This is a genomic window from Gardnerella vaginalis (genome assembly GCF_040427915.1).
GTDB lineage: Bacteria > Actinomycetota > Actinomycetes > Actinomycetales > Bifidobacteriaceae > Bifidobacterium > Bifidobacterium vaginale_C.
In genome coordinates this window covers 176959-197969 of record NZ_JBETXJ010000002.1, presented here as the reverse complement: position 1 = coordinate 197969, position 21011 = coordinate 176959, and the positions used below count along the sequence as shown (strand labels likewise).

Sequence of the window (21011 nt, the reverse complement as noted above, 5' to 3'; positions counted from 1 at the left end):
CGTATAGGAGTAAATAATGGCTATGGAAAATCCTTTTGAGAACAAAGAAGTGTGGTTTGCTGTAGGTTCACAAGAACTATATGGTCCAGAAACCCTAGAACAAGTGGCAACACAAGCTAGAGAAATTGTAGATTATTTAAATAATAAACATTCGATACCTGTGAAAATTGTTTTGAAACCAACCTTAAAGTCATCTGACGCTGTGCGTAATTTTATGGTTGATGCTTCTTCAAAAGAATCTTGTATAGGTGTGATTGCTTGGATGCACACGTTCTCGCCAGCAAAAATGTGGATTCGCGGATTAGAACTGTTGCGTAAACCTTTGCTTCAGTTGAATACTCAGTATCATCGTGAAATACCTTGGGACAGTATTGATATGGATTTTATGAATTTAAATCAAGCTGCTCATGGAGATAGAGAATTCGGTTATATTGTTTCTAGACTTGGTATCAGAAGAAAAATAGTTGTTGGTCATTATACGAATCCAGAAGTTTCGGATCGCATAAATGCTTGGGTTCGTGCGTGTTTAGGCTGGTGGGCGTCTAACAATATGAACGTTATGCGTTGGGGAGACAATATGCGTAACGTTGCAGTTACTGAAGGAGATAAAACTGAAGCTGAGAAAATCTTTGGTGCATCTATTAATACTTGGTCTGTAAACGAATTAAATTCATATGTTAATCGTGCTACAGATAAGCAAGCTAAAGATTTGATAGAAGATTATAAAAATAAATACAATGTTGATCCAGAATTATTAAATCAAAAATATGATTCTCTGTTAATTGCAGCTAAGCAGGAAATTGGAATGGTATCCATGATGCGTGATTATGATGCTACTGCTGCAGTAGATAATTTTGAAGATCTTGGTGGTCTTTCTCAACTTCCAGGAGTTGCTGCTCAACGTTTTCCTTCCGAATATGGATGGGGTTTCTCGGCAGAAGGGGATTGGAAAACCGCAATATTGGTTCGTTTGGGATTAGTTATGGGGTATGGTCTTGAAGGTGGAGCTTCTCTTATGGAAGATTACTCGTATCATTTTGAGCCAGATAACGAAATGATATTAGGATCACATATGTTAGAAGTTTCGCCTTCTATTGGAAGTATTCAAAAACCTCGTCTTGCTATATACCCATTGGGTATCGGCGGAAAATCAGATCCTGTTCGACTCGTGTTTACTGCTGCTCCTAAAAAGGATGCTGTTGTGGTTTCTCTTGCGGATATGTGCAGTAGATTTAGACTTTTAATGAATGTCGTAGATGTTGTAGAGCCGTCTGGAAGCTTAAAGAATTTGCCTTGCGCTCGCGCCATGTGGAAACCGCAGCCAAGTCTATCTTTGTCTGCGCAATGCTGGTTATTGGCTGGTGGATCCCATCATACTTGTATGACAACGTCAATTGGTAGAGAAGTTTGGGAAGATTTTGCGCGTATCTCTGGTGTTGAACTAGCTGTGATTGATAAAAACACTAATGCCCAAGATTTTGAGCGCAATCTACAGATTTCTCAAATGTATTACAAGCTTAATGTTAAGTAATATTGGCGTTATTGCGTCTCTAGTGAGGAGTGTTTGTTGTGTTATTATTGCCTTTGAAAATAATGGTCAATTATAGCGAAGGGGTGTTTTAATGAATGAAGATATGCACATTGTGCCTAACATTTTATTATCGGATGGCAATTCTATACCACAAGTTGGTTTAGGTGTACTTCGAGTTGATAAAGTAAGTATGCATGATGTTGTAGAAAGCGCTCTTTCGCTAGGATACAGACATATTGATGCTGCAGCTGGATATAACAATGAGAATGAACTAGGCGAAGTATTGTGTGCAACTGGTTTTAATACTGGAGAATTGCGAGAAAACCTATGGGTGACTACAAAGGTTAGAGATTCACAGCAGGGGTATGACAATACTTTGAAGGCTTTTGATTCTCAGCTTGCGGATCTTTGCTTGAACTATGTGGATATGTATATGATTCATTGGCCTACACCATTTAATTGGCGTTCTGCAGAAACATGGAAAGCATTTGTTAAGTTGAAAGAGGAAGGTAGGGTACGTTCGCTTGGTGTATGCAACTTTATGCCTTCTGATTTGCAGCGTTTATATGATGAAGTCGGTCAGTGGCCTCAAGTGAATCAGATTGAATTGCATCCGAGCTGGCAGCAGTCTAATGTAGTTGATTTTTGCAAGAAGCATAATATTGCTATTGAAGCGTATTCTCCATTGGCGCGCGGACGTGATTTGAATATCGGCGATGGTGTTCTGGAAACTATTGCTAAGAATCATGATGTTACTTGTGCTCAGGTGATTTTGCGCTGGCATATTGAGCATGGATACATTATCATACCTAAATCTGTTTCAGAAAATAGGCAACGTGAAAATATTAATGTTTTTGGATTTAGTCTTGAGGATGACGAAATACGCGCAATAGATAACTTGAACTCTAATGAGCGCATGGGGCACGATCCTGCAACGTTTAGTTATGCATGATTGTGTGGCGTTTCTTTTATCCCGTGTTTGTTCCCAAAATCGCCAAATATGTAAACAATCTCGGGAAAATGTTCTTGTTTTTGTTTCTTTTATCCCGCGTTTGTTTACATATTTGCTCAAAAAGGGAACAAACGCGGGAAGGTGTTCTTGGTTTTGTAGTCGGATTTGGTGGTTCTGGGAACAAACGCGGGAATAGGATTACGCTTACGCGAGCGAGATTACCGCGTTTGTTCCTAAAAAATCAATGGCGGAAAGACTTAAAGAAATTCTGTGTTTCTGGGTCTGTGCAAGCGTCCATAACCTCGTATGGCGTGCCATTTTCTGCAACAACGCCGTTTCGCAGCAAAACCACTCTATCGGCAGCTTCGTGAGCAAAATGCATCTCGTGAGTAGCCATTAAAATCGTGGTTCCTTGCTGTTTTAGCTCCGCAACCATGTCTAGAACTTCTCCAACAAGCATTGGGTCTAGTGCGGACGTAATCTCGTCTAAAAGCAAAAGTTGTGGGCTTGTCATAAGCGCGCGCGCAATTGCCACTCGTTGCTGCTGGCCTCCCGAAAGCTGATCTGGGTAAGACTTTGCTTTATTTTCTAGCTTAATCCTAGATAGAAGCTCCATTGCGCGGCTTTCTGCGCGGTCTTTAGCCCAATGGTGAACTTTTCGCGCAGCAAGAGTTACATTGTCTAAAACACTCATATGTGTAAAAAGATTGAATTGCTGGAACACAACTCCGATTTGAGATCTAATTTGATCCTGATTTATACGAGGATCTGTAATATCTGTGTTTCCAAGCCAAACTTGACCGTCGTCTACTCGCTCAAGCAGATTAATGCACTTCATAAGAGTAGATTTTCCGCTTCCAGAAGGTCCTAAAAGAGCTACCACTTCGTGAGGTGCAATATCAAAAGAAATGCCTTTAAGAACAGGTGTTGAGTTATACGATTTGCGAATATTGCTTAAGCGCAAAACTGGTGTTGAATCCGTGTAATCGCTTGTATTCGTTTGATCACTTGTGTTTGTGTAATCGCTCATTTGCTGACTTACCTTCTGGTTTGTTAAGTTATTCATCACACGGTTCCTCCGTTTAGCTCGCGTTTGCGCAGCCTTGCCGTATACCAATCGTTTAGAACAATAAACGGAATGCTCAGCGCTATAAACACAACGCTTGCTACAACGTATGGAGTGAAGTTATAAGAAGTTGCTACAGATATTTGAGCGGCTCGAACAGCGTCTACAGCGCCCAAAACCGATATGAGTCCTGCATCTTTTTGCATTGATATAAAGTCGTTCATTAAGGCAGGAGCCACTTTTCTTAAGCCAAGAGGAATTACCACTAATCGCACAGTTTGACCAGATGTTAAGCCAAGAGACCTTGCGGATGCTCGCATAGATGGATGCACGTCTTCAAAGCCTGCGCGCAACACTTCTCCAACGTATGCAGAGTAGCTCATAACAATGGCGATTGTGCCGAGTATTGCTGGTGGTATTCGTCCAAAAAGCTGCAATCCTGGTATGCCGAAGCCGATTAAGTAAAGCACAACAAGCATTGGTATGCCGCGCATAATAGTTGTGTAGAATTGCGCTATAGCTCGCAAAGGGAAAAGCATTGGGCTTACGCTTGTGCGAATAACAGCAATTAAAGTTCCAAGTATTGCTACTCCAATAACAGCGAATACTAGCACCTGCAGATTAAGCATTAAGCCTTGCAAAACGGATGGCAAAGATAGCATGAAGTATTTGCCAGAGAAGAATGTTTCGCGCACTCTTGGCCAACCAGGACTCATTGCAAGTGCCGCAATGCACACGCCAAGCAATACTAAAGTGCTTATTATGCTTGTTAAAACTGATTTAAGATTTTGCTTTTTGCGTATTGCTTTGCGCTCAATCTCAATATCACTTAAAGCGTATGTTCCTTCATCTAACGCAGTGTTAGCGCTAGATAGTGACGGTGTATTGGAGAGTGACTTATTCGATTTGTTGCTTGCAGAATCTGTTGCAGTGCCGGTAAGTACTGTCATTGGCGGTAGCCTGAGCCTTTCGACATAATGAATGATACGCACTATTGTAAGCACTTTTATGTGACGATTGGGTTACAAGTTGCTTACAATAATGCGTATTGGTAATGACGTTAGTACGATTTTTATTTATTTTTCTTTATTTTTGGTTTAGTTTTTACTTCAGAACTGGCACATTAGTCGTGTACTCTGCAAGCCACTTTTCTTGGAGCTTCTTCAAAGTACCATCTTTTTCTAGCGCATTCACAGCCTTAGTGACGTCTGCAGTAAGCTTAGATCCTTTTGGAAGTACCAATCCAGTTCCTTCCTTATCTTCCGATCCTGCAATCTGTCCAAGAACAACACCTTCTTTAACCTGCTTGCTGCGCACAATGTTTACGGAAGATGGAGTATCTATAACAAGTGCGTCAATCTGCTTAGAATCAAGAGCCTGAACCAAAGCGTCATTATCGTTAAAGGTTTGAATATCGCTCTTAATCTTGTCTTTAGCAAAGCTGTAGCTTGTTGTTCCAACCATTGCGCCAATTGTAGCGGTTTTAAGGTCTGCTAAGGTCTTTGCGTTAGCAAACTTGCTATCTTTTTTGACCACAACACCCTGAGTTGCGTTGTAGTAACTTGGCGAAAAGTCTACTGCCTTCTTGCGTTCCTCCGTAATAGAGAACTGCTGAAGGTTAAAATCAAAGTCTTTTGGTCCTGGGGTTACTGCGGAGTCGAAGGTTGTGCGAACCCACTTTACTTTGTCTTTATCGTATCCGAGTTTCTTTGCAACAGCGTATGCTACTGCAGATTCGTAACCCTTGCCGTTTTCTGGCTTGTTATCGTACATCCAAGGTGTGTAAGTTGGCTGAGCTGTGCCGATTGTCAAAACGCCTGGAGTAATCGTCTTTTGGTTTGTATCTTGTGCGTTTTGGCTGCCGCATGCTGCTGTGCTAACCATTGCTGCCATTGCTAATGCTGCTGCTGCAATTTTTGTAGCAGCGATTGCTACGCGGTTGGTGTGCAAGTTGTTGTGTACGAAAATAGCCATTTTTTCTCCTTGTTTTTGCTAAAACCTTAAGATTTTTCGCTTATTCGTTTTTTTAAGCGATTTAAGTAGGTTTTGCGGCCGTACATTTGATAGTTTATAAGATGCTGAAAGCATTTAAGGCTTAATTGTTACAGAATTGTTATCGCGATTGTTTATAACGCGCTATATTTTGTTGATTTAATACGTGGTTTTGTGGTGATTAGACTTAAGTCGTAGTATGTTAAGTGTCAGTTACATACGGTGTGTTGCTTTTTGAGGAGTATTTTATGTTAAATAATTTTGAACATAGCGCGGCTGACGATTTTTCTGAAAGTTCTAAAGATTTTAGTCATCTTTCAAAACTTGCTGTTATAGTTGCACTTCAAAAAGAAGCTCAGCCTATTCTTCAAGCATTTTGTGGGGATTATAAAACTTGGGATTCGTATGGGGTTACTTTTATTCAGGGCAAAATCGCTTCTAATAGCAAAGGCGAAAATCCTACTCTTACAATATGTGTTGCTGGAATGGGAAAGTGCGCTGCCGCAGCTGCAGCTCAAGCGTTGATAATCGAATCAAATCCACAAGTGTTGATTTTTAGCGGAATCGCAGGTGCTTTAAATCCGCGTCTTAGTGTTGGAGATATTGTTATAGGCAAGAAACTTCACTATTTAGAAACAAATACGCAAATTATTGCAGAGTGTGCTCCGTACAAATCTGTTTTTGAATCAGATTCAAAATTATGCGATTTAGCTGCTAAAGAGGCAGAATTATTAGGATTTAGGCTTGAGAAGTCTTTGGAAGAATCCTCTTCGGTTGCTGGCGACTTATCCTCGGACTTTAAGCAAAACGAGTCTAATGTAAATAGCGCTGCTTATATGTGTGGAAACATAGCAACAAGTGACCAATTTAACACAGATCCTGATATTTTAGACGCTGTGCGAGCAACGGTTTTTGGCGATTGCGAAGAGATGGAAGGTGCGGCTGCTGCACATATTGCGGCTAAAAACGGTGTTCCATTCCTTGCGATTCGCTCAATGAGCAACCGTTGTGGAGAATCATACGAATCTGTGGACTCGCATAAGGATGATTTGGTTCTTGCGGCGAATCAAGCAGGATCGTTAACTTTGCGTGTTTTGAAGGCGCTTGTTAAATAACTGCAGACTAGTTTACTTATTTGAATCGTTTTGCTCTGCTAAATCAAAGCCGCTGAAAGTAAAGCCAGGGCTTACTACGCAAGAAACAAGAACATCGCCATCGCTTGGTATTGTTCTCTGCCATGTTCCAGCAGGAATTACAAGATGTCCGCGCGTGGATAAGCCATTGCAATCTTTAGAGTTTCCAAGAGTAAAACGATGCAAATCTGCCTCATCACAAGGGGTTTTACCACATCCACCAAGCTCAATCGTAAGATTTGATGGTCCGTGCCATAACCAAATTTCATCTGCATCAACTTTATGCCATGCGCTTGAATCGCCAGCTGGTAAAAGAAAGTAAATAAGAGAAGCCAATGGTCTTGGTGCGTCTGCGCCAGTGTTTTCGTCAATTTGCGTATTGTTTGCGCCTGCGTTTGAAGTATTTGCATTGTTATTTGCGCTATATAGTTGCGCTGCTTGCCAGTCGCGGGTGTACCATCCGCCTTCTGGGTGGGCTTCTAACTGTAATTCTTTAACAAGGTTTTTGGCGTAATCACTCATATTTTCTAAACTGACACTCATAATGCATGCTCCTTTTATTTTTCATATTTGCGTTCATATTTGCGTTAAATGTGTTCGTTAAACGTCATATCTGTGTTTGCATCAGATTATTGAGCAAAAGCACTATTATTGTATACAAGATTTCCGGAGATAACTGTTGCTTTTGCACTACCTGCACCATGGCGCACAAAATTGTGAAGAGTTTCCTCAATTCCTTGAGGAGATTCTGTATCGGTTGGAATATCAAAGAACGCAAGGTCTGCTGTAGCTCCAGCATTAATCTGTCCTATTCTATGTGGTCCAACATGCAAACCCATAACGCTGGCTCCGCCCAAAGTCATCATTCGAATAATTCGGTGAGATAAATCATCTTTTCTATACCCTTGCGCTGTTGCTAAATCATAGACTTTTGCAGCGTCGTCTAAAACATCAAGAGATGGGGAAGAAGATAGAGAATCCGTACCAATCGCAAGCAAGTTTCCTTCTTCCATGTAGTCGCGAATTGGCGCGTCTCGTTCTGTAACAGTAATGCGGTTGGATCTTGGGCACAACGCCACTCCCACTCCGCGTTGGCGCAAAATTCTGCGGTCTTCGCCATCTGCCCAAACTCCGTGCGCAATATGTACGTCTGGTCCAAGGGAACCGAGTTGATCCAAAAACTGAATTGCGGAAGCTGTCATTCCATGTGCTTTAAGTTCGCTGTAGCTTGCCCAAACGTTAGCATTCCAATCTGGGGCGGAATACGTGGTGAGTGTATCGGCGTGATTTCCAGCCTCCATAGGTGTTTCTGCTAAGTGTATGTGCAAGCGCATGTTTAGCTGCCTTGCAATGTCTGGCAAATCTACAAAAGGTTCGGTTTCTAGACTGTAAGGTGCGTGTGGGCTAATTCCTATACTCGGTACGCTGCCGTTATTCATCATTTTGCCAAGCATTTCGAGCAGCTTAGCGTAGCCTTCTTCCTTCCAGTCAACGTTTTTCCAGCCCATTACCTCCCAATAGGCTATGCCGTGCATGCCTTGGCTCGCAAGCGCTCCAACTGCTTCGATATCGGTTACAATGTCGGCAGCTGCAGTAGTGCCAGCTTCCACCATCATTCTGGCGCCTTCTTGTGCAGAAGTCTTCCAAGTTGTTAGCGATGGATTTTTTTGTTTTTCTTCTTGTAATTTGTCATAAACAACATTGAATCCTTCTTCCCAGTCTCGAAAATTGCGGTATTCGCCGCGGCCCACGCTTGCCATATTCGTGTATTGCAAATGCGTGTGGGCGTTTATAAGACCTGGTGTCATAAGACCATGCCAATGTCGTTCGTTGTTAAACATCTTCCTATAGGAATCGTCTGGCATTTCATCTTTTAGAATGTCTAATACCCACTGTCTCGTTCCAACGTGTACAACTCGCCCATTCGATACTGCTACAGCTCCTTCGGGAATAATAGGACCTGTTACTGGAATAACCATTGCCGCACTGTATAATGTGACTTCGCTAAGTGGTGTTGGATGTGCAAGTTTGCGTATTGGATCTGTAAGCATTGCGTTCCTTATGGAATTATCGTTTAACTAATTTTGTTGCTGTTACTATATTATTGCTTAGATTTATTATGATTTGGTTAATTGGATTTCATCTAAATGTTTTCTTCTTCGGCAAATCTTGTTAAATCCCATCTGTAACCATTATTTTTATTGGATTCGCTAGCACTATATCCGCGTTCTGCTAACGCTATGTTTGCTATTTGTTCGTCGGAGCTTTCAGGTAGTTGGCAGATTCCAGAATCAAGAGGATTCTTGTCGCTATTTTTCTTGTTTTCTCCATTGTGCTCTAGCAAATACGCTACGGCGCTCACTTGAACAGCAAAACTAAAGTCCATAATCTCAATAGGATTTCCGCCACCAGTAGTGTAATTTGTTCCGTCTCCTTCACTTATTAGCGTGATTTGCGGACCATTTGGAATCTGTATTTTTCTTTGTGGAGTTCCAACAACTGGCTTAAAATCAGGGATTTCGTCTAGTGCAATCTCGTTTGCGATTCCGCCAATTACAGCCAAAATCGCGTTTTCTTGCATGCTTTGCATATGCTGCAATGTAATCGTGTGTCGAACGCCTGTTGCAGAAACAATCATATTGCTTGTATCAACAGCGCATTCAAGATTTTTAGCTTCAAAACCGTCGAAAACTGCGCGCAAGGACTGTACAGGATTTGTATCGCAAATCGTAACTTTTGCACCCAATGCGCGTATTCTTAAAGCAAATCCACGACCCACTGGTCCATATCCAACAACAGTTACTTTAGCGTTTTTAAAGCATTTGCTCCCAAGAATTTGTTGCATCGTAGTAACACATGTTTCGCCAGTTCCATGTCTATTGTCAAAATCGGTTTTTAGAGCGCTGTTATTTACTGCGATTACAGGGTAGTGTAAACGACCTGCTTTTTGCATTGCTTCAAAAGCGCGCACTCCGCTAGTTGTTTCTTCTGCAACTCCTATTAGATTAGCTGCGATTTGCGGGCGTTCCAGGCTTGCTAGGCGCGCAAAACTAGCTCCATCGTCGATTATTATGTCTGGTTGTATTTCGTCTAAGAGTTTTAGCGCACCTTCATGAGTTTGTTCAGGTGTCCAATCTCGGTTTGCTTGTACTAAAATGCCTTCTTTTTTAAGCTGATCTGCTACACGCTGGTCAGTTTCATCTGGACCGCAAAAAACGCCAACAATCGCTCCGTGCGCGTGCAATTCTCTAAGCAATACAGCTGTTTTTGGCTCCAACACAAGGCAAACAGCTATTCTAACGCCTTTTAAATCAAGTCCATTTTCTTTCAAGTTGTTAAGTAGCGTGCGCATTACTGGCATATGTTTTTGCGCGTAATCTATTGCGTCTTTTCCGCTTAAATTAGGTGCATTAACCATAGTGTCTTCTATATTTTCGTAAGATTTAGTGGCGTCAAAATCTGCATATTGTTTACAAGTTGTAGGAATTATTCCCCAAGATTGCGCGCTCTGTAAGAATTTCTCCACATCACTATTTGGGTCACTATTTTTAGCATTCTCATTTTGAATATTGTTATCTCCAATAAACACGCGTGCCCCAGCAAGAGATTTGTTAGTTCTCTGCGAAGTGATAGCAGCCCATTCGCTAAAATCAATCATATTAAACTCCTATATAAAGCTCTTATATTATTCCTACAATCCAAGCGCGTTCAAAGCTTCTCTTAAATTCTCTACTTCGATTATGTCAATACCGGGAATGCCAATTTTCTTTCGCATATTACACACGATTGCACGCTTATAACCGATCCTAGCTGCTTCTCTAATTCTAGGTTCCATTCTAGAAGCTGGGCGAATTTGACCAGTAAGACTAATCTCACCAATCGCACAAGTTAAAGGTAAAACTGCCTTATTTTTGGCTGCGCTCGCCAAACTTGCTACTATTGCTAAATCGCAAGCAGGTTCTTTTGCCTTAGCTCCAGCAATCGTAGAAACGTAAATATCTTTAGATAGAAGATTTAATCCGCCATGTCTATATAAAACAGCGGTAAGCATGGCAATTCTGTTTGTGTCTACTCCAGAAACTGCGCGTCTAGGGGCTGGTAGAACCGAATCTGTAACAAGAGCTTGAATTTCAATAGGTATGCTTCTGTGTCCTTCTAAAGTAAAAGTTACGCACGTTCCTTCGTTTTTACAATTTCCATTAGAAGACAGGAACAGCCCAGAAGGATCTGGAACCTCTTCAATGCCATCGCCACTCATGTCGAAGCAGCCAACTTCGTCTGTAGGTCCAAAACGATTTTTAACAGCGCGAAGCATGCGTAATGCGGTTTGACTATCTCCTTCAAATTGGCAAACAGTGTCTACAAGATGTTCAAGCGTGCGAGGACCTGCAATCGATCCGTCTTTTGTAACGTGTCCAACAAGAAGAATTGGAATATCGCAAGTTTTAGCAACGTCTATAAGCGCGCTAGCTACTTCTCGAACTTGAGTGGAGCCTCCTGTAATTCCTTCAACATCGCTAGAAACAATAGTTTGAGCCGAATCAACAATTGCAAGAGTTGGCTTATATTTTTCGATTAGCGCTAAAGCTGTGTTTAAGTCTGTTGTAGAAGCAAGAAGAAGATTTTGACTTATAGCATTTATGCGTGATGCACGCAATTTTACTTGCGACTTTGATTCTTCGCCAGAAATGTAAAGTACTAAGTTTTTTGCGGATTCGTCAGTGTTTTTTGTGTATTCGGCAGTGTTTTTCGCAGATCCGTTGCAATTCTTGGCAATTTTTCCTGCTGTTTCTAAAAGTAGAGTAGATTTTCCGATTCCTGGTTCGCCTGCTATAAGCGTGACTGATCCTGGAACAAGCCCGCCTCCTAAAACGCGGTCAAATTCGCTAAATCCTGTGTGGATTCGCATGCCATTATCTGCTGTAATTTCACTGATTGGCTGAGCATCTACGCTAGAATCAAGATTTGTTATTGTGGAAATGTTATTTTTTGCATTTCTAGATCTTGTGGAGGCTCGTGAAACTCCGCTTGTAGCTTTAGGCTCGTGAAACTCGCTTAATGTTCCCCATTCGCCGCATTCTGGACAGCGACCATACCATTTTGAACCACTCCAACCGCATTCGGAGCATAAGTAGTAAGTAGTAGATTTTGCAGCCATGATTTGACGCTAGCTGCATTTGTAGACATTTTACCGTCATACTTTTGTGAGATAATCCAAGTATGTTGAACAGTGTTATGTGGGGTAAAAAATATGAATTCTTATGCGAATAATCCTTCTAACTCGACTTCATCTGTATCTGCTTCTCATAACAACTTACGAAAAGTTCTTATAGTTGCCGTAATAGTGGTCGTTTTAGCTATAGTTTCCGCATTCATATGGCCTGGCTGGGCGTTAAATCGCCAGCAACCGCAGGCTGCTAAAACTCAGGTGTCTTCTGCAAAAACTCCGTCAATTAAGTCTAAAGATTTACCTAGTACATCTACTGCGCTGTTAAGATCTATGCCAGATAGTGTTCTTGATTTTGCGCGTGTTGATGCTTCTCCTAGTGCTAAATGGTCTTCCGCATCTCCTTTGGAAGAATACACTGTTAGATATTCTACGGGAGAATCTGGAAGTGATGTTTCAGTCGTTGTTGCTCAATGGAGTAGTCGTGATTTAGCAAATAAGCAATATGAGCTTTTAACTGATGCATTAGCTGGAAGTGATATTGCTTCTGGAAAGATTCAGGTTGCTGGTAAGGCCACTGGAAGCTATGTTTTGAAGGCAGATGATAATAGCAAAACTAAGGCTAGTGCTATCTGGCAAAATGACACTGTTGTATTTGAAGTGACTGGTTTAAAACAGTCTGTTGAAAGATTCTATAAGCAATTCCCAATGTAACTTTCGTAGTGATATAGGCTGTTTTGTACGGGTTTTTGTAAAATTTTGTTTTAAAATTTTCCAAAGTCGTCAAAACGGTGTAACATTAGGCAAGTTGCACACTTTACATATGAATGGAGGCTTCAGATGGGTTCTGTCATCAAGAAGCGCCGCAAGCGGATGAGCAAGAAGAAGCACCGCAAACTGCTGCGTAAGACTCGTCATCAGCGTAAGTAGTAGCTGTTTGGCGCGCCTGCCCGTTTGGGCACGTAACACTTTTGAAAGCGTTGGATTTTTCCAGCGCTTTTTTTATTGCGATTGAAGACTGCAATGATTGAAGAATGTAAAAAATTTCCCGAAAATGTACGTAAAACAGTGGATTTTACGTACATTCTCGGGAAATGATTGGTTAAATTTAGATATGCAGTTTACTTATTTGGGTTTGTGAGTGTGCGAGGTCCATTTGGATCGCCAACAATCACAGTATCGACCATGTTTAAGAACAATCCGTGTTCTACAACGCCAACTGTTTCAATCAAATCTTTAGCAAGCTCTTGTGGGTGGTCAATGCGCTCCAAGTGCAAGTCAACAACGAAGTTATTTTCGTCTGTACGCACTTCCTTGCCATCAGCGTCAAGACGCAAAACTGGCTTGTATCCGCGCTTTTCAAACTTGCGAATCACTTGTGCGGATCCGAATGGAATTACCTCAACAGGAAGTGGGAACTTGCCGATTGTATCTACAACCTTGCTGGCGTCCACAATCCAAACGATTTTATCGGAGTTAATTGCAACAATCTTCTCCCAGAGCAATGCTGCGCCGCCGCCCTTAATACCGTTAAAGTTCTTATCTACTTCGTCAGAACCATCAATCGTAACGTCAATATGATCCACATCGTTAATGTCGAGAATCTTAATTCCGTAGCCTTCTGCTTGTTCCTGAGTGCGGCGAGAAGTTGTGACACCAGTGAAGCTCAAGCCTTCTTCTTTTACTCTGCGACCGAGTTCATCTACAAGAAAACGAACAGTAGACCCAGTTCCAAGTCCAACCATCATGCCATTTTTTACAATCTTTGCTGCCTCAATGCCAGCTGCCTTCTTAAGAGCATCTTGCTGTGCTTTATCCATTTGTGCCTACTTTCTTGTCTTTCTTGCTGGCGTGGCTAAAATACCAGCGTGTTTATAGCGATTTTTACTAACCGCTACTTATTTCATACATACTACATATTAGTCTGCGTTCAGATTTTATTCTGTTTTGTTTGCAGCTTTTGTTTGAATATAAAATTCGGTTGGATCTAGTTTAAGAGTGCCGTCTGGCTGAACATATCCGCTTACCTGTATGTTTCCTAATATGTAACGTGGTTGACCATTAAAGCTTGGGCTTGTGTTTGGAGCAGGTGTGAATTGTAATGTTCCAGATACGCTTAATCCTGGCACTACTTGATATTTTTGTTCTGTTTTATTTTGAGATTGTTTATTTTGAGATTGCGTATTTTTACGTGACTCATTGGAGGCTTTCGATTCATCCTGTGTATTACTGTTACGCGTAGTTGAGTCGCTAGCAACGCTGTTATCGTCGTATTTGATGGCATTATCATCGGATGTTTCACGTTTTGTTTCACGATGCGAATCGCCTTTAAAATCAGGATTAATATCCTTACCAACGCATCTTCCTATGTGATATTCTGCATCAGAAATCTTTCCGTCTAACAGCATTTTTGCGTCTTCTGGTACATCAACACCGTCTGCATATGTAGAAGAAATCAACGATTTCCATCCTTCTAATGGCAGGTATCCATCCTTCAATCTGCTGCGACAATCTTCAGCATAAGTTCTAGCCAGCTCATCAACTTTCTCGTTTCCTGCGTTTCCAGCGTGTCCCTTAACCCATATGAACTTAACAGAGCCTTCGCGTTTAGTAATCTCCGAATCGATTGCGCGAATCAAATCTGCGTTTTTAACAGGCTCTTTTTTGGAGTTCTTCCAACCGTTCTTCTTCCACCCGTGAATCCATGTGGTTGAGCAGTTTATAGCGTATTGCGAATCAGTTTCTATTGTAAGATCCTCGCTGCCAGGATGTGCTCTCAACGCTTCGAGTACTGCGCATAACTCACCGATTTGATTTGTGCCGTTTGTGGCTCCGCCTGCATCAGCGTTTCCTGCATGTTGATGCTCGTGCGTGCTTCCCGCTTCATCAGTGTGGTCTGCCCAAGCCCAACCCATTGATCCATTTGGATTTCCAAGTGCTGAACCATCGGTAGAAACAACAATCATCACAAAACCTTTCAAAAATGCGCCGGCTGCAGATTGCAACCAGCGCAGTTAGTAGATTCTTTACTTACGAAAGATTATTACGTTACGCTAAAGCCTTATCTACTACGGCAGTAGCTTCTTCAAGCACCTTGTCAAGTGCTTCTGGAGAAACGAAGGACTCAGCGTAAACCTTGTAAATATTCTCGGTGCCAGATGGGCGAGCGGCGAACCAGTTGTTCTTAGTCGTCACCTTCAAGCCGCCAATTTTTGCGCCGTTTCCAGGAGCCTCAGTGAGCTTTGCGGTAATATCTTCACCTGCAAGCTTAGTTGCTTCAACGTCGTCGCCGCTCAAAGCTGCAAACTTCTGCTTTTGCTCAAGAGTGGTTGGAGTATCTACGCGCTTGTACCAGCTTTCGCCAAAGCGAGCAACCTGATCTTGGTGAAGCTGAGCAGGGTTCTTACCAGTTTTTGCAGTAATTTCCGCAGCGAGCAAATCAGGAATCAAACCATCCTTATCGGTGGTCCACACGCGACCATCTTTGCGCAAGAAGCTCATGCCAGAGCTTTCCTCGCCGCCGAAAGCAACTTCGCCACTAAAGAGTGGGTCAACGAACCACTTGAAGCCAACAGGAACTTCCACAAGCTTAGCGTTAATAGAAGCAGCTACGCGGTCAATCAAGGAAGAAGACACAAGAGTCTTGCCGATAGCAGTATTCTTTGGCCAATCTGGGCGAGCGCCGCCGAACAAGTATTCCACGCACACTGCAATGTAGTGGTTCGGGTTCATAACGCCCCAGTTTGGGCACACAATACCGTGGCGGTCAGCATCTGGATCGGTGCCGCCAACCAAATCGTACTTATCCCAAGCGCCAGCGTTAAGCTGATCGACTAAGCCCTTCATTGCGTAAGGGGAGCTTGGATCCATACGAATCTTGCCATCGTGGTCAATAGTCATGAATCGCCAAGTTGGGTCAACTTCTGGACGCACAACGCCAATGTTTAAACCATACTTTTCGTTCATAAGTGGCCAGTAGTTTACGCTTGCGCCACCGAGTGGGTCAATTCCCAAACGCACGCCGCTAGAGCGAATCACATCGAAATCGATTACATTAGCCAAATCGCTAACGTAGTGCTCGCGGTAATCGAAGCCTTCAACCAAATCAGACTTGATCGCTTCCTCGAAAGGCACGCGCTTAACGGACTTGTAGTTATCGAGCAATTCGTTTGCGCGGTTTGCAATTGCGTTAGTTACATCTGCAGGGGCTGGGCCGCCTGTTACAGGATCGTACTTAAAACCACCGTCGGTTGGAGGATTGTGCGAAGGTGTGACGACGATGCCGTCAGCCAAGCCGTCTCCACTAAAACGCTGAGTGCCATCGGCTGCGCGATTATGCGTCAAAATAGCCTGAGAAACAACAGGAGTTGGCACGAAATCTCCGCGAGAATCCACGCGAACGTGAACTCCATTAGCAACCAAAACCTCGATAGCGGTTTTTTGAGCAGGCTCAGAAAGAGCGTGCGTATCGCGACCAATATAAAGAGGACCAGTTACGCCAGCCTTCTTGCGATATTCAGCAATAGCTTGAGTAATAGCCACAATATGAGCTTCGTTAAACGAAGTCTTTAAAGCAGAACCACGGTGACCGGATGTGCCGAAAATCACGCGCTGTTCTGGAATATTGGAATTTGGAACTTCATCGTAGTAAGCGCCAATTAAAGCGTCGACGTCTACTAGATCTTCTGGGGTGGCGGGCATTCCCGCATTTTTTGCTACCATAATTTTTTATTTTGCCACGGCGACGGTATTTTAAGATAAGTTAGAGTTATCTTGAGTCAAAGAAGATTGCAAACTTTCTGGAACTCGCACGCATAGAGCCTGTTTATCTACACTAAAACGCAAGTGTTTTGTGTAGCCCAAAATATCTCCATCAACTTGCACAGGAGCAGGTCGTTCTAGCTTGACTTTTGCTTCAACACCTTGCGATTGGTCTATTTTAGAGTTTGTAGAAAGCGGACTTTGCTGTGCTTTTCCTGTAACAGTTTGGTGTACAACATCTCCAAATAGGTTAGCCCATCCAATTAATCCGCCAGATGTGTCAATAATTTCGAAGTCTAATATTCCATCATCGTAAACGGCTTCTGGCATTAAAGAAAGCATTGGTATTTGTCCACAATTACCAGCCATAAGTGTGCGGAATGATATTCCTCTTGCTGTGTGATTTGTACCGTTTTCTCTAATAAAAGTCACATCTCCTCGATATTTTGGCGCAAATAAGTGTTTAACTCCTGCAACAAAGTAGGCTAACCAACTTATGTTCTTTTTTAATGCTGGATTAGTGTCGTCTATCATAAGAGCGTCGAATCCAATTCCTGCAATAATCAAAAATGCGTGACCATGGTCTTCATACGGTTTGTCGAGTATAAAAACACGCCCAACGTCAACTTTTTTAGATCCGTGACTTGTTGCAACTCTTAGTGCTGCTTGAACATCATCTACTGGAATGCCCATGTTGCGTGCAAACAAGTTCCCTGTGCCAATTGGAATTATTCCCATAGCGTGGTTCGTGCCAGAAACCGCGCTCGCAACCGTTCTAACAGTGCCATCTCCACCAACTGCCACAACAATATTTGCGCCGTTTTTTAAGGCTTCGAGTGCGCATTCTCGCCCGTCTTTATTTAGTTGAGTGTCTATTATTTCGTACGTGAAATTGTGTGATTTACAATATTCTTTGATGTCAAGCCTATATTGTTCTGCTTGAGGCTTCGACGGGTTTAGTATGAAAGCGTAGTGTACACTATCTCCGTGTCGCTCTGCGAGTTTTTCGGCTAAATGATGCTTTTTCAGGGCGCGCGTAACTATCATAATGATGAATGGCGCAAGTACTAGCGCAAAAACAATCACCATTAACGCAATCGTCGCTTGAATTGGCATATCTGGCATATTTATTATTCTTGCACACATCTTTAATATATGGTGATTATTTTTAGAATATTTGCGAATATTTGATTACTTTTCACATTTTCATCACGTATCGAGCATATTTTTTATTTTTGGCTCGCATTTCTATTATTTATTTCTATTGTTTCTATTTACATGCTTTACATGTTTTAGCTTTACATGCCTTATGTGACTTATATGCTACGCAAGTGCTAAACTTGCCACATGCGATTTTTGTGCCATTAATCGAGCAGGGGTTTAAGAGTATGTCCGAGTTAGAACATAATAATCCAGACGTTTTTAAGTCTGAAAATATTGATCATATTGCTAATAATATAGACGTAAACAGTGTAGATAATGACAATATTGACAATAACAATATAAATCAGACTGCTGTTTTAAAGAATCGTCATAAGTCGAACAAGTCTGCACTGGTTCTTTTATATTCTTTGGTTATATTCGTTATACTCATAGTTTGCGCTTTTCTTGGCACACAAGCGTATTTCCATGATCGTGTTGCTCCTGGTGTACATTTTGCTGGAAGTAATCAAATTGTTGGCGCTCAGTTGGCAGCGGTTTCTAAAAATGTAGATAATGCTGTTGATAACACCAAAATAGAAATTAAAGATGATCGCGGTAAAACAATCAACGCGAATTTTGAAGACTTGTATGTCAAAGTAGATAAGAGCGCAACGGTTAAAAATATAATGCGATCTAAGCACGATAACGCGTTTACAATGCTTATGCCTTGGGTTCAGAAGAATGTCGCTTTGCAAGCAACGCGAAACGACATGGATATGGATGCGTATATCATCAAGAAATTTGTTAACGATAAAGATCGTGCAATGCCTTATACGGCAAAATACGATTCTGGTTCTGAATCTTATGTAGTGGAAGATGGTGTTCCAGGTCGTACAGTAATAACATTGCCTGTTCGTGAGGCTGTTAAAAAATCGCTTGAAAATCCTGGTAAAACAGTAAAAGTTACTATTGAGTCTCGTAGGATTGAAGCACCGATTAAACGTGATGTTGCTAAGAAAACTGTGGATCAGCTTAATAATATTCTTACCAAGAAAATCACTTTAAGTAATGGCGATTCAAAAGATTTCACGATACCTAGATCTGCAATCGCCTCTTGGATTAAGGTTAATGCTGATGAACAGAGAAAGCAGATTTCGTTTACTGTAGATAGGGAAGCAGTAAATACTTGGCTTTCAAAAGAGCTTGCTAAGAATCTAAACCAGCAGAAAATAGATCAGGAAGACACTTATAATAAGAAGGGTCAGTTCATAATGACCACTCTTAAAGGTGTTAATGGCATAGAGGTTCGCTATTCAAAGGATGTAGCAAACAAGGTTGTGGATGCTATCGAAAAGGGTACAGACGCAAAGATTACGGTTCCAACAAATGTAGTAAAGTTTGCTGTTGAAAAGAAGATTGTTGAAATGCGTATTGTGGTTGATAAAACCACGCAGACAGTAAGCGTTTACAAAGATGATCAATTAATACGAACAATGCCAGTTTGCACGGGTTCCAATGGATATTACGAGACGCCAAATGGAACATTCCACATTTACTTACGTTATGACGTTCAAGCTATGCAAGGATTTAATAGGGATGGTTCTAGATACTATTTGCCTGGAATTACTTGGGTTAGCTACTTTAACGGTGGAATTTCATTCCATACAGCAAGGTGGAATGATGTTGGTATAGCACAAGGCTACCCAGCAAAGCATGGTTCTCACGGCTGCATTAATATGTACGAGCAGGATTCTAAGTGGGTGTACGACAATTGCCCGCGTGGAACAATCGTACAAGTGGTTGGTGAGCAGCCAGATGGTCCAGTTCGTCAATAATTCATTGCAATAGTGAGTTATAGATTTTATAAAAGTTATAAAATTCATAAAAGCGAGTAACAATTTGGCTAAATTGGATGACAATAACGCTGTAAAAGGCGGTGAACAAGCCAAGCAAGAATGCGATTCTCCAGCTGTAGCTAGAAGAATAAGCAGTACGCCTATTCAAGTGCGAGTTACAGCCACGCTTTTTGATGCTCCTTCGGACGAAGAGCGTATAGATAAAAAGCCGCCTTTTATTCGATTTGCCAGAAAATTTGTTACGTCAAGCGTTGGATTTTGGATGCGCGTAAGCGGTAAAATTATGCGTCGTTTGGGTTGGTTCCCAAGCGTTGAGCCTTATATTGGTTATGGAACTGATAATTATGCTCGTTTGATTTGCCGTACTGTTCTTGCTCCTAAAGCTGGTCATCATTCTGTTTTGAAGCGCGGAATATATGCGATGCTTGTTGTTCCTGCTGTTAGGATTCGTGTTTCTTTAAGCATTGATGGTGTTCCTGTTGAATCTGCGCAAGTTGGTGATTCGTCTGTGTACGATAAGCCAGATGCTAGTTTCAACAGTGGTGCTGAATATTGTGTTTCAGACTGTTCTGGTTATCTTGATTTGATTACTGAAAGATCACTTAATGTTGGTGAACATAAAGTGTCTTATAAAGTAGATAATCGTGAGCCTGTTGATGCAAGCATGTTTGTTATTTCTGAAAAATCTACTTTGGGAATAATTTCCGATGTTGATGACACTATTATGGTCACTCAGGCTCCTTCTCCGCTAAGAGCAGCTTACAATCTGCTTATTATGAATCCAGAGCACAGGCATGCTGTTAAGGGTATGAATCATTTCTTTAATAAGATTCGTAATTTTGTTCCTAACACACCGTTTTTCTATCTTTCAACTTCTCCTTGGAATGTGGAAGCTTCTATACGACACTTCATTGCGCGTGAAGGCTTTCCATCTGGACCGCTTCTTCTTAGAGATTTAGATCCTAGACCTAAGACTTTTGTGCCGACTGGCCCTCAGCATAAGCTTGAGTTTGCTCAGCAGCTTATGGATGATTTTCCAGGTATGCGATTTGTGCTTATTGGTGATGATGGTCAGAAGGATCCAGCTACTTATGCGAGTATTATAAAAAAATTCCCTAATCGGGTTTTAGCGGTAGGCATAAGACAGCTTAAGGTCAATTCAACTATGACCGATTTTAGAAGAGCAATGTCGAAGGATTTTGGGGTTACTCTTGCGTCTTCTAGAATTGCAAGCGTTGGTGATGGTAATTTTGTTAATGCTAAAGGTGCTGCTGGAACTTTTGAAGGTGTCCCATTTTTTGCAGCTCCAGATGGTGAATCTTTGAAAGATATTATGATTCCATTTATTATGGATGCTGTTTAATGTTGTGTAGTTGATATTGTGTAATTGTGTAGAATTTTTATGTTTTC

18 protein-coding genes are annotated in these 21011 nt (G+C 41.7%); 7 read left to right on the top strand and 11 right to left on the bottom strand.

The window, feature by feature from the left end:
- Positions 1-16 precede the first annotated feature (16 nt).
- Positions 17-1531 carry an L-arabinose isomerase gene (araA, locus tag ABVC65_RS00875; protein ID WP_004125629.1) on the top strand — a complete coding sequence of 505 codons (1515 nt, stop codon included), beginning with the start codon at positions 17-19 and terminating at the stop codon, positions 1529-1531.
- Between the two features lie 91 nt (positions 1532-1622).
- Positions 1623-2483: an aldo/keto reductase gene (locus ABVC65_RS00870; RefSeq protein ID WP_353582359.1), complete on the top strand. Its 861-nt coding sequence runs from the start codon at positions 1623-1625 to the stop codon at positions 2481-2483.
- Between the two features lie 241 nt (positions 2484-2724).
- On the opposite strand, the gene ABVC65_RS00865 is transcribed toward ABVC65_RS00870, so the two are convergent.
- From ABVC65_RS00865 to ABVC65_RS00855, 3 genes are all read right to left on the bottom strand, one after another.
- Positions 2725-3549, bottom strand: a complete 825-nt coding sequence (locus tag ABVC65_RS00865) for an amino acid ABC transporter ATP-binding protein (RefSeq protein ID WP_353582358.1) — start codon at positions 3547-3549, stop codon at positions 2725-2727.
- Positions 3549-4499 (bottom strand): amino acid ABC transporter permease, encoded by a 951-nt coding sequence (locus tag ABVC65_RS00860; RefSeq protein ID WP_004121439.1) that lies wholly within the window; start codon positions 4497-4499, stop codon positions 3549-3551. The genes ABVC65_RS00865 and ABVC65_RS00860 overlap by 1 nt, the downstream gene beginning before the upstream one ends.
- 154 nt (positions 4500-4653) lie before the next feature.
- The gene (locus ABVC65_RS00855; RefSeq protein ID WP_116692528.1) at positions 4654-5523 is read right to left on the bottom strand and encodes an ABC transporter substrate-binding protein; all 870 of its coding nucleotides are present in this window, start codon (positions 5521-5523) and stop codon (positions 4654-4656) included.
- Positions 5524-5789: 266 nt separating this feature from the next.
- On the opposite strand from ABVC65_RS00855, the gene ABVC65_RS00850 reads away from it, so the two are divergent.
- The gene (locus ABVC65_RS00850) at positions 5790-6656 is read left to right on the top strand and encodes a 5'-methylthioadenosine/S-adenosylhomocysteine nucleosidase (protein ID WP_353582357.1); all 867 of its coding nucleotides are present in this window, start codon (positions 5790-5792) and stop codon (positions 6654-6656) included.
- 12 nt (positions 6657-6668) lie between these two features.
- On the opposite strand, the gene ABVC65_RS00845 is transcribed toward ABVC65_RS00850, so the two are convergent.
- The 4 genes from ABVC65_RS00845 to radA all read right to left on the bottom strand — a co-directional run bounded on the left by ABVC65_RS00845 (position 6669) and on the right by radA (position 11832).
- Positions 6669-7217, bottom strand: coding sequence for a cupin domain-containing protein (locus ABVC65_RS00845; protein ID WP_353582356.1), 549 nt, complete (start codon positions 7215-7217; stop codon positions 6669-6671).
- A gap of 86 nt (positions 7218-7303) precedes the next feature.
- Positions 7304-8725 carry an amidohydrolase family protein gene (locus ABVC65_RS00840; protein ID WP_353582355.1) on the bottom strand — a complete coding sequence of 474 codons (1422 nt, stop codon included), beginning with the start codon at positions 8723-8725 and terminating at the stop codon, positions 7304-7306.
- A gap of 92 nt (positions 8726-8817) precedes the next feature.
- The gene (locus tag ABVC65_RS00835; protein WP_353582354.1) at positions 8818-10332 is read right to left on the bottom strand and encodes an adenosylhomocysteinase; all 1515 of its coding nucleotides are present in this window, start codon (positions 10330-10332) and stop codon (positions 8818-8820) included.
- A gap of 33 nt (positions 10333-10365) precedes the next feature.
- A complete protein-coding gene (gene radA, locus ABVC65_RS00830; protein ID WP_353582353.1) occupies positions 10366-11832 on the bottom strand; it encodes a DNA repair protein RadA in 1467 nt (488 codons plus the stop codon).
- Between the two features lie 93 nt (positions 11833-11925).
- On the opposite strand from radA, the gene ABVC65_RS00825 reads away from it, so the two are divergent.
- Both ABVC65_RS00825 and ABVC65_RS00820 read left to right on the top strand, forming a co-directional pair.
- On the top strand, positions 11926-12555 hold the full coding sequence (locus ABVC65_RS00825) for a hypothetical protein (protein WP_353582352.1): 630 nt from the start codon (positions 11926-11928) through the stop codon (positions 12553-12555).
- 126 nt (positions 12556-12681) lie between these two features.
- The gene (locus tag ABVC65_RS00820) at positions 12682-12771 is read left to right on the top strand and encodes a 30S ribosomal protein bS22 (protein WP_004268639.1); all 90 of its coding nucleotides are present in this window, start codon (positions 12682-12684) and stop codon (positions 12769-12771) included.
- Positions 12772-12962: 191 nt separating this feature from the next.
- Here ABVC65_RS00820 and rpiA read toward each other — a convergent pair whose 3' ends face one another.
- The 4 genes from rpiA to ABVC65_RS00800 form a co-directional block, all read right to left on the bottom strand.
- Positions 12963-13661: a ribose-5-phosphate isomerase RpiA gene (rpiA, locus tag ABVC65_RS00815; protein WP_019261899.1), complete on the bottom strand. Its 699-nt coding sequence runs from the start codon at positions 13659-13661 to the stop codon at positions 12963-12965.
- Between the two features lie 117 nt (positions 13662-13778).
- Positions 13779-14855 (bottom strand): ribonuclease H family protein, encoded by a 1077-nt coding sequence (locus tag ABVC65_RS00810; protein WP_032812457.1) that lies wholly within the window; start codon positions 14853-14855, stop codon positions 13779-13781.
- Between the two features lie 34 nt (positions 14856-14889).
- On the bottom strand, positions 14890-16563 hold the full coding sequence (pgm, locus tag ABVC65_RS00805; RefSeq protein WP_353582351.1) for a phosphoglucomutase (alpha-D-glucose-1,6-bisphosphate-dependent): 1674 nt from the start codon (positions 16561-16563) through the stop codon (positions 14890-14892).
- 30 nt (positions 16564-16593) lie between these two features.
- Positions 16594-17727: a diacylglycerol/lipid kinase family protein gene (locus tag ABVC65_RS00800; RefSeq protein WP_353582350.1), complete on the bottom strand. Its 1134-nt coding sequence runs from the start codon at positions 17725-17727 to the stop codon at positions 16594-16596.
- A 263-nt stretch (positions 17728-17990) separates the two neighbouring features.
- Here ABVC65_RS00800 and ABVC65_RS00795 point away from each other — a divergent pair, with 263 nt between their 5' ends.
- Entirely contained in the window at positions 17991-19580 is a 1590-nt protein-coding gene (locus tag ABVC65_RS00795; RefSeq protein ID WP_353582349.1) for a L,D-transpeptidase, read from the top strand.
- A gap of 64 nt (positions 19581-19644) precedes the next feature.
- Entirely contained in the window at positions 19645-20964 is a 1320-nt protein-coding gene (locus ABVC65_RS00790; protein WP_353582348.1) for an App1 family protein, read from the top strand.
- Positions 20965-21011: the final 47 nt, after the last annotated feature.